This is a genomic window from Spirosoma endbachense (genome assembly GCF_010233585.1).
Classification (GTDB): Bacteria; Bacteroidota; Bacteroidia; order Cytophagales; family Spirosomataceae; genus Spirosoma; species Spirosoma endbachense.
The window spans coordinates 1102450-1117616 of the sequence record NZ_CP045997.1; the positions used below are offsets into that span (position 1 = coordinate 1102450).

A 15167-nucleotide genomic window follows, 5' to 3' on the forward strand; every position below is an offset into this window, starting at 1 on the left:
AATTCGGCGCAAACTAGGTCGGGTTATAAAAGTGAGTGCTTTATGAGATTGCCAGGCGGCAGATCTTTCTCTTAGAAGTACGTATAATCGTGCCGATTTTTACGGCCCGCTATTGCGCAGGGCAGCCTGAGCCGTACCTTTTTGTCGATAGATTCCGTTGTCTTTCCTGTTGGATTCCCCATCTTGTTTTAAGTCAATTTTAATCTTTTAGAAAGAAACGTGCAACGTTTCTCACCTACCCACGTCATTAGCGTACTATAAAACCACTACATAAAACCCCTCGAATCCGGTAACGCTAATCGGTAATCCCTATGAAATCTTTTTTACTCGTTCTGCTCGCGTTTGCGTCGAGTATCGGCTTTGTATTGGCGCAACATGCTAAAATTTCCGGTTTACTCCTTGACTCAACGGCCAACAAACCCGTTGAATTTGCTACGGTAGCTCTTCTGAAAGAGGGAAAACCTATTCAGGGCGTTACTACCGATTCCAAAGGAGCTTTTGTCTTTAACAAGGCTCCCACGGGCGATTATTCCATTCAGGCTTCGTTTGTAGGCTATGCGCCAAAAACAGTGGAGAAAGTCACAGTTATGAGTGGGCAGGATATAGAAGTTGGCGTCATTAAAATGGCCCAGACGGCGCAAAAATTAGCCGAGGTAACTATAACTGAACAAAAGGCCCTGTTTGAGGAAAAATCGGACCGAATGGTGTACAACGCGGAAAAAGACATCAGTATCAAAGGTGGCGATGCGACTGACGTGCTGAAAAAAATTCCGTCGATAGCCGTTGATATTGAGGGCAATGTGCAGCTTCGGGGCAGCTCCAATATCAAGGTGCTGATCAATAACAAACCGTCCAGTATTGTCGCCCGCAGTATTTCGGATGCGCTCAAACAAATTCCGGCCGATATTATCAAGCAGGTAGAAGTCATCACATCACCGTCGGCAAAATACGACGCAGAAGGTACGGCCGGCATTATCAACATCATCACCAAGAAAAATTCAATACAGGGCACCAGTGGGTCGATCAGTCCTAATTTCGGCCAATGGAATAACTGGCAGAATGCCACGATCAACCATCGGATGAAAAGCATATCGATCTCGGCCAATGGCGGTTATAGCGACTGGAAAAACAAACGGTATATCCAGCTACTACGGTCATTTACGAATGGAGATACGGTCACCAATCAGAACCAGACCCAATGGGTAACCGGCAATGGGAAAAACTTCTACGGTACGCTGAATATCGATTGGGATATCGACTCCCTGAATCGGCTTGGCGCTGGATTGAACTATTATAATGGCGCGAACACCAACGGCTTCGATATCAATTTTCAGGAAATTAGTCAGAGCGTAGTCAGCCAGTATTTTCGTCGGGATATGAGTCGCACCTACGATTGGGCCGGAGCAACCGTTAATCTGGACTATACCCGGTTGTTTAAAAAGCCCAAAAAAGAACTCACCTTCCTGATGCTTTATTCCTTTGAAGGCGAAGACAGCGATTACTGGTCTAATTTATTGAACCGGAGCAATTCGGTTTATTATCGGGAAAAAAGCTTTAACATCAGTAACAACAAAGAGGGCACCCTACAACTCGACTTTACCAATCCGCTGGATAGCATAAGCACGCTAGAAATGGGTAGCAAAACCATTTTCCGGCAAATATTAAGTGATTACCGTATTGCCAGTGCCCTTGACGGGTCAACGGATTTCAAAGATATCCCGTCGCTGGCTAACGTTTTCGATTATGCGCAACAGGTAACGTCAGCCTATGCCGTTTATAATCGGACATCAAAGAAGAAATGGGGGCTAAATCTGGGTATGCGGTATGAGCACACCTTTATTCAGGCAAACTTCCTGAATGGTACAGCCTCTTTTTCGAATAACTACGGCAACTTTATTCCGAGTATTAGCTTATCCCGGAGTTTACCAAAGGAGCAGAAAGTTCGGATTAACTATTCACAGCGGATTCAACGCCCGCAGTTTTATTACCTCAATCCATACGTTAACCAGTCAGATTCGAAAAACCTATACGGTGGAAATCCCTATCTGAAACCCGAATTGACGCACTCGATCGAAGCCAACTACAGCGTTTCAATCAAGCAGACGAGCCTGAATGCTTCGCTCTTTCTGCGCCAGACAAACAACGCCATCGAAGGCATCAATACGGTCGATAATGAAGGCGTTTTGAAACAGATATTCCAGAACGTAGCGCAGAATTCGGCCTATGGCGTAAACCTGAGCGCCAATACCAAACTGACGAAGCAATGGTCAATCAACGGTTCGCTGAACGTTTTTTACAACATACTGGAAAGCACCGAACTAAACACACGTAATGCAGACTGGATGTACCGGATCAACCTGAATTCGAGCATTGATTTTGGGAAGGGCTATAAGGCCCAGCTCTTTGGCTTTTATAACTCAGCCCGGGTTAACCTGCAGGGCACCTACGGCGGCTTCGGTTTCTACAACGTAGTGCTACAAAAAGAAATCCTCAAGAAAAAAGCTACGATCGGATTTGGCTACGACAACCCGTTCAGCGAAACGATCAGCTGGCGTAATGATTTCGTCGGGCCCAATTTCGTACAAACGCAGGATGTCGCTATGTATCGGCGGGGCTGGCGTCTGAATCTGAAATATGAATTCGGTAAAATGAACAGCAGCCAACGCCAGAAAAAGCGGATCAGCAACGACGACAAGAAAGCGGGCGAAGGCAATAACTAAAGCGAGGTGGCACGGGTATGATCTTATAACTTAGTAAGTTGAGAGCAGTCCTATACAAAATCAGATTGGTAGCCGTGCTAAAAGAGAGTGCCTTTCAGCAGACAGCCCAGTTAAAAATTACGTCTATACTGTTGACGCATGGGAGGGATCATGCCAGTGTAAAAGCGCGTGCTAGACAGGCAGATAGATGCTGAACGTTGCTCCCTGCCCCGGCTGACTGCTGGCCGTAATCGCCCCGCCATGATTAACCACAACCCGCTCACAAATCGCTAATCCAATGCCCGTGCCAGAAAATTCATGCTTGCCGTGCAGCCGCTGAAAGACTTGAAAAATGCGGTCTAGGTACTTTTCATCAAAGCCGACCCCATTGTCGATTACATTTATCCGGTAATAGGCTTTAGCCGTTCGCGTGGGTTTTACCCCAGACGGTAGCTCATTGCCTTCAACCATTTCCGTGGTAATACGTATTATAGGGTCAACCGGAACGCCGGTCCGATCGGACCGGCGAAACTTGAGGGCATTTCCGAGTAGATTCTGGAAAAGCTGGGCTAGTTGGGAGGCATCACCCTGAATGGTTGGCAACGGATCGACCTTCACCTCGGCCTTCGTTTCATCCATGACAAGCTCCAAGGTGTTCAGCACGTCATCAACCACCTCATTGAGCGGCACAAGCCTGGTCGCATCACGTTGCGTGGACAAGTGCGAAAAGTTGAGCAAATCCCGAATGAGGGTAGCCATGCGGCTAGCCGCTGACTGCATCCGCTCAATATAAATTAATTCGTCGGCCGATAAGGACGTTTGCCGGGCGGTGAGTAAATTCCCAAACTGTTGAATTTTACGCAGGGGTTCCTGAAGATCGTGCGAAGCCACATAGGCAAATGTTTGCAGATTGTCATTTGAACGCAAGAGCAGCCGATTGGCTTCTTCGAGTTCTTCATTGTTGGCCTCCAGCTCTTTATTAGCAGTCGCCAGTTCTTCGGTGCGCTGCTGAACTTCATGCTCAAGAGCCGTTTGCAGTTCTCGCTGGAGGGTAATATCCCGAGCGGTACCATTGAGACGAATAGCCTTCCCGCTGGCATCAAATACCGTCTTGCCATGCGCATGCAGAACCCGTTTCTGACCCGTTTTGGGATGAATGACGGTATAGGTTTGTTCGTAAATACCGTCCGATTCGGGTAAAAGGGCTTGGGCCACTGCAGCAGCAAGCCGGTCCTGATCCTCTGCCAATAGGATGGGAATCACCTGGTTATAGTCATGTGCCCCCGGATCGTTGCCAAACCATTCGATCATCCGATCCGAATAGGTGAGTCCGTTGGTGGCCACATCGATACTCCAGGTGCCTAGCTGGGCCATCTCGACCGCCCCGCGCAGGCCAGCCTCGGTTTCTTCCAGCTGTTGACGAGCCAGTACCTGCGCCGTTACTTCCACAGCTGTCTCCAGGATCGCATATACCTCACCGGCTGTGTTGACAAGGGGTTTTAAGCTAAAATCAAAATAGTACCTGCCAAACACGCCATCAATGGTCAAGTCGGCAGCGGCCCCTTTGGCTTCATAGGCTACACCCGTGGTGAAAACCTGATCGAGTAGCTGTAACGCAAACTGATCGCCCGGATTGGTGAGCACTTGCCGGACTGGTTTGCCCAGAATTGATCGGCCTTTTCCAAAGTAGTTGATCATCAATTCGTTGGCTAACTCAATCACTAAGTCCGAACCAACAAACAAGGCCATGGCGACCGGGGCCTGCTCAATCAAGGCGTTCAGTTTGGCTTCACTCTCGGCTACTTTCTGGCGGGCTACGACTTGATCGGTGACCTCTACCGCTACTTGTAGAATGCCCGTGGTCACCTCATTCTCCGTCAGCGGCAGGTAACTAAACGTATAGTAACCCTGCACTAGTTTGCCGTTTTTGCGGAGTAGTGCGCCAAATTCCGAAACGGTAAAGGAAACGCCAGTCCGATATACGTTTTTGATAATGGTTTCGGCCGGTTCACCCACTAATTCGGGTAGCACCTGAAACCAGGGCTGTCCAATGATTGAAGGTGGTTTGTCCAGGATCTCCAGCACTTTGGCATTGGCCGTTTCGATGATCAGGTCTTCACCCCGCATGGTTCCAATTGCCACTGGCGCCTGTTCAAAGATGAGCCGATACCGGGCTTCACTGACTTGCAGTTTTTGTTGGTTAAGGACGGCACTGGTGGTTTCGGTACAGGTGACAAAGACCCCATTAATGTGGCCGCTATCGCCATAAGCCGGACTATAACTAAAGGTCCAGTAGATGTCTTCAATCTGACCATTGCGATAGAAAGGAACCAACTGGTTCTGGAAGAAAACCGGCTCTCCGGTATTCATGACCTGGTTGATGAGTGGACCGATAAAGTCCCAGATTTCCGCCCACATTTCATGCCCTTTCCTGCCTTGGCCTGGATGTTTGCCGTTCTCTCCCAGGCTGGGACGAAAGGCATCGTTGTAAAAACAAATCAAGTCCTCACCCCAGAACAGGAGCATGGGAAATGCGGAATGTAAAATAATACCCAGAATGGTTTTAAGGCTCTGCGGCCACCGATCGGCTGTGCCCAGGGCGGTTTTCGACCAGTCGTGGTTTCGGGTGAGTTCACCCATTTCTCCCCCTCCCTGCCAGAAAGGGTAGTTATGATCAGGTGCAGCTGTTTCCACAGAAAAAGGGGCTGAGTCGTCTCTTAAAGCACGAAGTTAATTTGTCTTTACTATTCGCACTCGATCCGTTAGGGTAGACAACCTATCGTTACCAGATATTTGACACCTAAAATAGACTCGCAAATATGGTTAAATGTTCAGCTCAACTGTATCTGGTTGTAGAATTGATATCGCCTTTAGTGCTCAGCCCATTTAAACCTATAAGCCGGGCCGCCGATGCGCCGGGCCGCCGATGCGGTTTCAAAAACCTTATAGGTTTGTAATCAACCCCATAACTATTCCGTATAAAAAGATAAATTGGAAGACCACTAGTAGGCACGCTAGCCATTTATCTTTTTATACACAATTTTCCCGTCAAGAATTAGAAATATAGTAGAAGTTTCAATGAACGATTTAAGTAGGAGAGAAGTAGCGTCAGGATCGATTCGTTTTGATCCCGGCCCAACTTAATGAGGAACAGACGATGATGAGTAAACCCACCAGAAATACATCGCATAGGGCAAAGGCGAGCATGACAGCAAATTGAAGCCACGAATGCCAAAACGGATTCGCCCAATTCCAGATCCAGACAACGCCACGGCTGAAGCAATCATATAGCGCATATGCAAGGCAGGTCTTTATTGACAGCTTGTCAGAAAAACGTTTGGGCAAAGCTATTAGCCACCCTGTGCCACACCGGCCAAAAAGGTGCATACAGTAAAGAGCTGTGGCAAACCAGCAAAAATAGCAGCGAATACAAATATGGCCGGTAGGGTTTGTGTTTTACGATGTCGTAGATCAGAAAGCCAAGCAGGATGCTATCACAATACACATAGGACAGCAAAACGCCCTGCTCGGGAGCCATCCCGAGGTAGATGATGTTAATACGCCCAAAAGCGGGATTGAAAAAGATGACCGAACACGCAATGATGTAACGCATGTGTATGGCTGGTAAACGCCGATACCACATCGCCAGCCCATACAGGGTAAGAAAAGGTACCAAATCAACAAAGGTCATGTATAAACCGTAGTCGATTAGCGTGACAGGACTTTGCTGATCGATGCCCCGTCGGTATTGAACCTGCGTTACCATCAGAATCGACAGGACAATGAGTGGCACCAGCCCATACGACGCTTTACCGATTAGCCTATGTAATTCTACTTTCCTGGCCCGAATGAGCAACGGTTGGGCGATGAGCAGCGCAATCCAGAGCACTAATAGAGTTGCGTGAAAATGATGAGCCGTAACCGATTGGGTAAATGTCGGGAACTGTTTAATATAGGTTTGAAAAAAGCCAGTGAAGCTGATTAGCAGCAAACTGATAAACAGGTAGCTTATATTTCTGTACGCTTTTTCCATAGCTTTGGTGTGTTAGCTCATGGGCAAATGTGGAAACAATCAGGTCGTGTTTACCAGTAGAAAACCGACGTTTTTAAGCTAACCCCAACATTGTTGCGGGTGAAAGCGCAGATTCTGACAGCAGGGTGTTGGGAGACACACCGGCAAACTCTTTTATGTCTTTGGATAGGTGCTGAAAATCCGTGTAGCCAAATTTGACGGCAACCGTAAGCCAGTCGAGATTAGCATGCATGGATTTGTAGGTAAATGCCTGGTGAAAGCGCGCAATCCGGCAATACAGTTTAGGGCCAATGCCCATCCGTTCGACAAACTTGCGCTCTACTTGCCGTGGGCTAAGACATGCCTGACTGGCCAGCCAGTCCAGCGAGAATCGGGTGGGATTGTGCTGTAAAAACTGACCGATTTTATCAACCGAATGAAGCTCCGCTTTTACCCGCCGGACTTTTACCAGCAAAAACGCGTCAATGATCTGTATCATTTCAGGGTAACTTTTCGCATGGAGTAATTGCTCATTCACCAAACGCATGGATGGATCGAAAACCTGTTCAGCATCCGCAATTTTATCGGTAAACTCTACCAGAGATAATCTGCCCAGTAAGCGAAATAAGCCCCCTGGCTGAAAAATTACCCGGATAACTAAATAGTCCTCGGAGGGCATGACGAAATTAATGCGGGAAATGGGTTGCCCGAAAATAACGCAGGGTGTCTCCTGACTGCTCGCTCCCGTCTGTTGATTGATTGCGGTGGCCAGCCCTTTGGGTAAAAACTCCAGCCCATGCTCCGGTAAAGGAGGCAGGGCCTGGACAAAAGTGGGCATGGCCGGACTGAAAACAAAATGAAACAGCATGTACTCCTTCACAAAAGGCTGCAGAGCCGGATGAGGTAGAATGCGCTGATGTATCATGCTGTAAGATAGTGATTTACTTTGCATGGGTCAACCTGCTTTTACCAGGACAGCGCTGTTCCAACAGGCTAAACCGATACCAATTTAGACTAAGCCAAGAGTGGGGTTGGCAGCCCTGACTGGTCAAACTACGTGGTCGTGGGCGGAAATCGTTCTTCTTCTTTGAGTATCTCTTTTATGGCCCATTCGCCTTCCAGGGTCAATTGCATCAGACAGTGCACATACATCGCTCCTTTAGTACCTGTCAACGTTACCTTCACTTCTGCCTGGTTTTTCTTTATTGAAAATGAATCAGGGCGATGAATGCCAAGGCTTTGGTACTTGCCAATAGTTCGTTTGATCCGTTTATCTTTTTTCAGGATATCGACGGCTGCGTCAACAGCTTCTGTGTCCAGAACCGGATAGATCGTAATTACAAGACCTGTACCGGCAGCGGCAATCCGGGTGAGGGTTGCCGCTGAGAGTTGCTGATTAAACCCCCATGGGCCCTCACCGCACTGATAGCCGATGTTAAAGTTGCGACTCTTGCAGGCTGCCCATAAACGCTGAGATGGCTCGTCCAGAGATTCAATGGCGGTGAGTATGGCAGCGGTATCCTTGTCTGGCTCGCGGAACCCAGACGAAACCGTAAATCGGGCAGACCACGAGCCATCATGCCATTGCCCGGCATGATACAAAAAGAGTCCTCGGCTGGTCAGCGCATCAGCAAGCAGAGCCAGATCGAGGGGTGCCCGGAGGTCGAGGTCGGTGGATTGGTAATGAATTTCGTGTTTCATCGCAGCTACGAAATGTCGTTCTTAAGGGCCTACATTGGTCGCCTGAAGGGCGATTAATCGCCAGCTCTCGTTGGGCTTCTGCCAAACATTGGTAAATCGCCGAGGGCTTGTTACATTTTTGGAACACCCGCAACGGCGCTGTTTTGATCAGGGATTTCCTGCCCCATTTCAATAGCCAGGCTCTGAATCAGCGTGATTTTTTCACTAATCCGCTCAAATCGAACCTGATTGATTTTTGCCGTCCGCATCAGGGTCTTTATCTCGTTGAACGTCACGATTTTATTGAACGGATTCATGACTACATAATCCGGCGACCAAAGTTTGGCTAAACTGACGGTATCATTCGTTAAAAACGCATTGACTTCCCAAGCGCTCACTTTCCGGATCGGATCGCTTGTTCATCAGTAGATTGGGCAATGGTTACGAACGGTATCGAGGACAAAAAAAGGAGCGAAAGCAGGAAATGTCTTTTCATGGTTTATGGTATGGTTTAAGGCAATTTGGGCTAACAAGATAGGAAAACTTTAAGAACTAAACTCGCAGATTGTCAGTTGGTTTCGATTTGATAAATAGGGGAATAATATATAGCTTCTTGGCGGGTAGGCCAAGACCTGTAGTATATAATAGAGAGCTGTCAATACGTATGCAGTTAATTTGCGTCCGTTGATTCGCAAAAAAGGCGTTAGTGCAACCAGTATAAACCCGACATCTTTTAACCAAAGCATACGTACCATAGCTTATCCAGCAGCGATGGCGCAAACAGTAGAAAACTATAAGGCACGATAAGCAACCCCATAAATACGGCTAAGGAGATGAGGTAAGGTCTGTAGATCCGTCGGGTGAACCGCTCGAATAATAACAACCCAAGAATGATGAACAGGCCAAGTAGAGCCGACGAAATTGGGAAGTTGGGCAATCGGCCTACCGATGCACCCAGAAACGGCAATACGGTCATAATCATAAAGCGGGCATGATACGTGACTGGATGTCGATAAATAATGGCCAACCCGTAGAGCACAATAAATAGGCTGATATCGGAAAAATTAGCAGCAAACATCATCAGGTCTTTGCCGCGCAGTTGATGGCGCCGGGAGATGAGCAAAAACGAAATTACCATGAGTGGCACCAAGAGATAGGAGACTTTGCCGACCAAACGATGCAGGGCAATTTGTTTAGTTCGAATCAGTATCGGCTGGCCAATTAGCATGGCAAACCAGAGTAAAACCGTAACCGCATGGACATGAACAAGGGTAGCCGTTCCGGTAAAGCCTGGAAAAAGCCCAAAGTAAGTTTTGAAAAATGCGCAAAAAATTAGCAGAAGTACGGCGATGAACAGGTAGCTAATGTGTCGGTAGGCTTTCTCCATGAGGCCAAAACGGATTGGTTAACAGCCTGAAAGGTAGAAGCTTAATCAGCTTGATTCTGGGTAGAAAACCGACGTTTTTAATCTAGCCGCAGAATTTTTTCGGGCGAAAGCGCAGATTCTGACAGTAGGGTGTTGGGTGTCACGCCCGCAAACTCCTTAAAATCCTTGAAGAGATGGTGAAAATCAGTATAGCCAAAATTGACCGCTACGGTTAGCCAGTCGGCTTCAGGATTCGCTTCTTTCCATCGAAACGCCCGGTGAAAGCGCGAAATTCGGGTGAATAATTTAGGCCCGATGCCTAATCGTTCGACAAACTTGCGCTCTAACTGGCGCGGGCTAAGACAAGCCTGGTTGGCCAGCCAATCAAGGCCGGGCCAGCCTGGATGCTGAAGCAGCAACTGGCCTATTTTATCAACGGCATGAATATCAGTTGTTACCTGCCGGATTTTCGAGCGTAAATACTGCTCAACAATGGCAATCATGAGCGGGTAGCTTTCTGTGTTGGCCAGCCGGTCATTAACGGCCCGAACTTCCTGATTGATTACGAGTTCAGAATCAATTTTTTTATCGGTGAATTCGGTCATTGGTATCCGCAGCAGCCGGAATAGCCCACCCATGTGGAAAATAACCCGAATCATTAAGTAATCGTCGGAAGGCATAATGAAATTGAACCGAGATACGGGTTGCCCATAAATGGTATTGCGCGGCTCTTGTTTCACTGTACCCGTTAGTGGATTAACCGACGTAACCAGCCCCTTTGGGAAAAACTCCAGGCCATGTTCGGGTAAGGGTGGAAACGGTTTAACAAGCGGTGGTTTGGTGGGGTCATAGACAAAATGCAGCAGTAGGTATTCCTTTACGAAAGGTTGAAGTGCCTGACAAGGTAGAATACGCTGGTATATCATACTGAAATATAGCGGTTTCCAACCCATCCTCAGGTGGATTTTAGTTTTCGGTCAGGCGTATGTGATGCCTTGAGTAGGACAGTTATTCATGATTACCAGGGTCGTTTCAAATCAGAATCAGCGGTTTTCGTGGACGATTTAAGCTAGCTATCAAAATGAGATTTTAGAAGTAAATTACAGAAGGGTAGAGATCCAGGACTTTCACTCAGAGCCGTGCCACGGTTATTAAGAACATCATCAGTAACCGTGGCACGCATAATCATTCGATTTCAGGACAAGTCACCGATCTATGTTGCTCATTTTGGACTAGTCTAGAGCTTCCTACAGGAGATGATTCAGTCTCGCTTCATAAAAAGCCGGGACAACCACAAAGAATCGGGACGTATAAAGCCGCTTCCAGTCATAATGCATGAATATGCTTTGCAGGATGGACTTGTGCTTATCAATTAAGTTTTTGTTTCCCGATAGAAGCACTACCCATGCGGCAAACAGCGGTTCACGCATGTGTTTGTCTTCATAACCTCTGGCAGGCGATAAGTTCGACCATTCCTTCGCCTGTAGAAGAGCCAAGGCAAGGGTAGTGGCAATGTCGGGTTGCGGTTTCCATAACTTGTTTACCAGTCGCCAATCTTCATTAAAGACAAGTGCATGTGCATTATCGAAGTTTTTATGCCTAGAGAGGTGCAATGCTGCTTTTTCGGCACTGATAAGCAACCCTTTTCGGAATTTTTCGCGCAGGTTGGGCTCTTGTTCCAGTTCGACTAACGCCTTTAGATTAGCCTGTGAAATGCCGGTGATCCAGAATTCGTTTTCGGTCTTATTTCCTTTTTCGGGTTCTGTCGTTTCGTAAGGAATTCCCTGTGCACATAGCTCCAGGCGAGATAGCGAATCTCCTTCGGGAATCTCGTTCAATCGACGATAATAGCCATCGAGCCACTTTTTATGCTGCGTAACATCATACAGGGCTCGATAGATAAAGACCAGCCGAACCGAAATTCGACAGCCTTTATCGGTCAGATTTCCGCGAAAACCATAGCCTTCCCGGTCGCAGGGGAGTTGCCAGTTCGTCTGTTCCAGCGCATCGCCCACGGTTTCCATCAAACGAATCAGCCGGGCTTTTTCAACCTGGTTAGGAATGCCGCTTTTACTATAGCGCCACATGCCATAAAACCAGGGTCCCGTTTGATCATCGGAACCGGCCACATGGTGGCTTTTACCGTCAGAAGCGACATCCCGGGCAATAAATCCAGGCACGTTCCCAACCGTTGCCAGTCGTACCAATCCGTCGGCCACTTTACGGGCTTCGCGGGCATCAGCTTCCTTTCGGCTGATCTTCCAGCGATTGCAAAGCCCATCGAGGTAAATCCCATTGAAAAAGGCACCGTTTTCAATGGGTGACCACCAGGCCAAACCATTGGGTTTATCGGTTTTACAGTCGTCGGGAGTGGGTAGAAAATTGTTCCCATCCCGCCCCGCATAGTCGTACAAAATGCCGTGCTGTGGACTGATAAACCGTCGATTTATCTCCTGGAAAGCCCGTTCAACCTGATTCTGGACATCACTGTCAGCATGGAGCGTGGCGGTTGATTGGGCCGCTACCGAAGTAATTATAAAAAAGCTGATCGCAAAAATCAGCACACAATTTGAACGTTTCATCGTGATTTCGGCGCTTTTTTTTGAAGGCGGAACCAGACGGTTTCGGCCGGAAAAAACTGAGAATAAGTCAGACGGTCATACTGAAAATGGCCTATAGCCCCCAGCATTTCGGTGCGATAGGGATCAACTAGTGTCCGATCGGGAGCCATTGTCACAATCCAGGCCATCCATAGTGGTTCGCGTACAAGACCGAGTTCATAATTTCGACGTGGAGATCGTTTGACCAGTTCGGTAAGCTGTACTGCCGATACATCGAGGGCTTCCTGCTCACTATGTTGTGGTTTCCACCACTGGTTCAGACTGCGCCAATCGTGGAGAAAGGGCTTTCGGTCGTTGTTATCGAACAGATGCCAGCGAGCTACATCAACGACCGCACTACGGGCACTGGCGTTTAGCCCCTGTTCATAGGCGGCACGCATAGCAGGATCGGTTTCCATCTCCCACAACGCCCGCACATCCACCGTACTCGATACGCCCGTCCAGCGAAACTGCTTCGGAATGTCGAATAGCATACCGTCGGCGCATATCTGAAGGCGACTGCGATTGGGTTCTCCACCCGTTTCGTAGGCGGCTTCCCGATAGAGCTTATCCCACTTCGCATCGTTGGTTAATTGATGCATAGCCTTAAGGATGAACAGCAACCGGGGTGCTCCTTCCCAACTGAAGGTGGCAAATGTGTTTCGGTAACGGGCCGGCGAATAGGCCGTTGTTGGTAGCCGCCATCCTGTCGATTGAAGCGCATTGGCCACCTCAACCATCTTGGCGATAAGCTGCTTACGTTCCTGTGGTTCAGGCAGGCCGGAATACAGGTAACGCCATAGCCCGTAAAACCAGGGGGAAGTCTGATCATTTGAACCCATCGCCGGGGGCGTTTTGCCATCTGTGGCCACCCCCCGACCAATGAAGCCGGGCGTGTCGCCAACAGAGGCCAGAAAGAGCAATCCCTGCGCTAATTTTCGCGCCTTGATTCGGTCACTTTCCCGATGCCAGTACAGCCAACGCTGGCAAAGTCCGTCCAGATAGAGCCCATTGAACATGGAGCCATTTTCCGTCGGTGTCCACCAACCCAATGCATTGGGTTTGTTCAGCAAAAACTCGTCGGCCGTTGGGCGGGCAAATTTACCGGAAGAGTCTGCAAAGTCGATGAGGATGTTGTGCTCATCGACGAACCGACGCCAGATTTCGTGGTGTGCTTTTTCCATATTCAGGCTGTCGCTGTCTCCCGAACGGGATGTCCATTCGGGAGCTATTGGCAGTTTCTGAAAGGAACAAAGGCCAAGAAATAGGAGCAATGCGAGCGCAATTCCTCGTTTTGGCTGGCGTTGTCTCATTTCCAGTCCGGATTTTGTTCGAGTTTGGGATTCGCCCTGATTTCGTCCAGTGGAATGGGGTAATAGCGATGTTTAGCCTGTGGAGTTCGTGTCGGATACACCTCATTAACGGCTTTCGGAATGACCGTCAGGAAGGTATTGGTACGGGTAAGGTCGTACCATCGATCACCCTCGGCAAAAAACTCCCAACTCCGTTCCTGCAAAACGGCATTGATGAAACCGTCTTTGCTCAATCCCGCAGTAAGATTGGCCAGGCCCGCCCTGTTTCGAATGGCATTGATGTACTGATAGGCCGTTGTAGTTGGGCCGTTCAAACGAGCTTCGGCTTCGGAGACAATCAGGTATAAATCGGCCAGTCGGAGCATAGGTACATTGTTCCGCCCTTTCGCTCCAACTGAGTTTTTGTCCATGTATTTCTTAATCAATACGCCTTTCACCGTATAAGGCGTGATGTCTTTTTGTGGAATCACTTTCCCCGCCACGCTGATGTAGGTGGTATCCATTAACTGTCTCCGTTTATCAATTGGATTGAACGAGTCAAAGAAGGCCTGAAACGCGAAGATGGAGCCGAATGTCATGTTGCCGTAATCCCGGCTGGCACTGTTGGCTGGCCCGCAGAAACCCATCAGGGTAGTGCCTCGTGCCTTCGTGCTGTTATCGCCCTCGAAGGCAAACATGTTTTCCTGGCGAGCCAGATCTTCTTTTTCCACATCAAATACATCAAGAACATTGGCCATCAGCGAGTACTTCCCGGAATTGATTACTTCCAGTGCTTTCGCTTTGGCAGTGGTCCAGTCTTCGGCATAAAGTGCGGCCTTCGCATAAAATCCAACAGCCACTTCTTTGGATGATCGTCCTTTTATCGTTGAGGCTGAATAAGATGGTAACTTGGTGATCGCTTCATCCAGATCTTTATAAATCTGTTTGTACACATCGGCCCTGGGACTTTTGGCAACCAGCGCATCGGTTTCACTTTTACTGGGCGATAACCGAATGACGACATCCCCAAAATTCTTAGTCAGCGTGAAATGATACAACGCCCGCAGAAACAGCGCTTCACCTACAATGGCATTTCGGCGAGTAGCCTCCATGGTAATCGACGGTACTTTTTCAATGACCCAGTTTGCATTCTCGATGCCTTTGTAGCAAAACTGCCATAATCCGTACGGGCTCTCGGCAGTGCGGCCAAAGCTTTTCGGGCCAGAATAATCGGTGTCGTAACTGTACAGGGCAAATACGTTCCGCCCCACAACGGGTTTTACCCAAAGCTGATCACCGGCAAAGTCAGAACCAAAAACAAAGGGAGCCTGATCGAACAGGTCATTGATGGAGCCATAGGCTGCGGTCAACGCAGCTTCGGCATCCTGGGCGCTTTTGTAAAAATTCGTTGTGATCACGGAGGAATACACATCCTCTTCTAATGTTTGACAGGCACTGGAACAGAACACCATAGCCAGCGCCACCAGGATGGATTTTGAAAAATATCGGTTCATAAGG

The 15167-nt window shown here is 48.4% G+C and carries 11 protein-coding genes; 1 reads left to right on the forward strand and 10 read right to left on the reverse strand.

Going from position 1 to position 15167, the window contains the following annotated elements:
- The first annotated feature begins 311 nt into the window (after window positions 1–311).
- A complete protein-coding gene (locus GJR95_RS04470) occupies window positions 312–2720 on the forward strand; it encodes a TonB-dependent receptor domain-containing protein (RefSeq protein WP_162384740.1) in 2409 nt (802 codons plus the stop codon).
- Between the two features lie 171 nt (window positions 2721–2891).
- On the opposite strand, the gene GJR95_RS04475 is transcribed toward GJR95_RS04470, so the two are convergent.
- From GJR95_RS04475 to GJR95_RS04520, 10 genes are all read right to left on the reverse strand, one after another.
- Complete coding sequence (locus tag GJR95_RS04475; protein ID WP_232541079.1) at window positions 2892–5393, reverse strand: PAS domain-containing sensor histidine kinase; 2502 nt, start codon at window positions 5391–5393, stop codon at window positions 2892–2894.
- Window positions 5394–6024: 631 nt separating this feature from the next.
- Window positions 6025–6732 (reverse strand): hypothetical protein, encoded by a 708-nt coding sequence (locus GJR95_RS04480; protein ID WP_162384741.1) that lies wholly within the window; start codon window positions 6730–6732, stop codon window positions 6025–6027.
- Between the two features lie 73 nt (window positions 6733–6805).
- Window positions 6806–7636 carry a helix-turn-helix domain-containing protein gene (locus tag GJR95_RS04485; protein WP_162384742.1) on the reverse strand — a complete coding sequence of 277 codons (831 nt, stop codon included), beginning with the start codon at window positions 7634–7636 and terminating at the stop codon, window positions 6806–6808.
- A 128-nt stretch (window positions 7637–7764) separates the two neighbouring features.
- Entirely contained in the window at window positions 7765–8412 is a 648-nt protein-coding gene (locus tag GJR95_RS04490) for a hypothetical protein (protein ID WP_162384743.1), read from the reverse strand.
- Between the two features lie 110 nt (window positions 8413–8522).
- The gene (locus GJR95_RS04495) at window positions 8523–8789 is read right to left on the reverse strand and encodes a nuclear transport factor 2 family protein (protein WP_162384744.1); all 267 of its coding nucleotides are present in this window, start codon (window positions 8787–8789) and stop codon (window positions 8523–8525) included.
- Between the two features lie 335 nt (window positions 8790–9124).
- Window positions 9125–9778, reverse strand: a complete 654-nt coding sequence (locus tag GJR95_RS04500; protein WP_162384745.1) for a hypothetical protein — start codon at window positions 9776–9778, stop codon at window positions 9125–9127.
- Between the two features lie 77 nt (window positions 9779–9855).
- Window positions 9856–10683, reverse strand: coding sequence for a helix-turn-helix domain-containing protein (locus GJR95_RS04505; RefSeq protein WP_162384746.1), 828 nt, complete (start codon window positions 10681–10683; stop codon window positions 9856–9858).
- A 321-nt stretch (window positions 10684–11004) separates the two neighbouring features.
- The gene (locus GJR95_RS04510) at window positions 11005–12339 is read right to left on the reverse strand and encodes a hypothetical protein (RefSeq protein WP_162384747.1); all 1335 of its coding nucleotides are present in this window, start codon (window positions 12337–12339) and stop codon (window positions 11005–11007) included.
- Entirely contained in the window at window positions 12336–13670 is a 1335-nt protein-coding gene (locus GJR95_RS04515; RefSeq protein WP_162384748.1) for a hypothetical protein, read from the reverse strand. The genes GJR95_RS04510 and GJR95_RS04515 overlap by 4 nt, the downstream gene beginning before the upstream one ends.
- The gene (locus GJR95_RS04520; protein ID WP_162384749.1) at window positions 13667–15163 is read right to left on the reverse strand and encodes a RagB/SusD family nutrient uptake outer membrane protein; all 1497 of its coding nucleotides are present in this window, start codon (window positions 15161–15163) and stop codon (window positions 13667–13669) included. The genes GJR95_RS04515 and GJR95_RS04520 overlap by 4 nt, the downstream gene beginning before the upstream one ends.
- Window positions 15164–15167: the final 4 nt, after the last annotated feature.

Bases quoted from the DNA above. Each gene is read 5' to 3' on its own strand.
- GJR95_RS04505 (WP_162384746.1), bottom strand. From the start codon at position 10,683: ATGATATACCAGCGTATTCTACCTTGTCAGGCACTTCAACCTTTCGTA.
- GJR95_RS04520 (WP_162384749.1), bottom strand. From the start codon at position 15,163: ATGAACCGATATTTTTCAAAATCCATCCTGGTGGCGCTGGCTATGGTG.
- GJR95_RS04510 (WP_162384747.1), bottom strand. From the start codon at position 12,339: ATGAAACGTTCAAATTGTGTGCTGATTTTTGCGATCAGCTTTTTTATA.
- GJR95_RS04485 (WP_162384742.1), bottom strand. From the start codon at position 7,636: ATGATACATCAGCGCATTCTACCTCATCCGGCTCTGCAGCCTTTTGTG.
- GJR95_RS04515 (WP_162384748.1), bottom strand. From the start codon at position 13,670: ATGAGACAACGCCAGCCAAAACGAGGAATTGCGCTCGCATTGCTCCTA.
- GJR95_RS04490 (WP_162384743.1), bottom strand. From the start codon at position 8,412: ATGAAACACGAAATTCATTACCAATCCACCGACCTCGACCTCCGGGCA.
- GJR95_RS04480 (WP_162384741.1), bottom strand. From the start codon at position 6,732: ATGGAAAAAGCGTACAGAAATATAAGCTACCTGTTTATCAGTTTGCTG.
- GJR95_RS04470 (WP_162384740.1), top strand. From the start codon at position 312: ATGAAATCTTTTTTACTCGTTCTGCTCGCGTTTGCGTCGAGTATCGGC.
- GJR95_RS04500 (WP_162384745.1), bottom strand. From the start codon at position 9,778: ATGGAGAAAGCCTACCGACACATTAGCTACCTGTTCATCGCCGTACTT.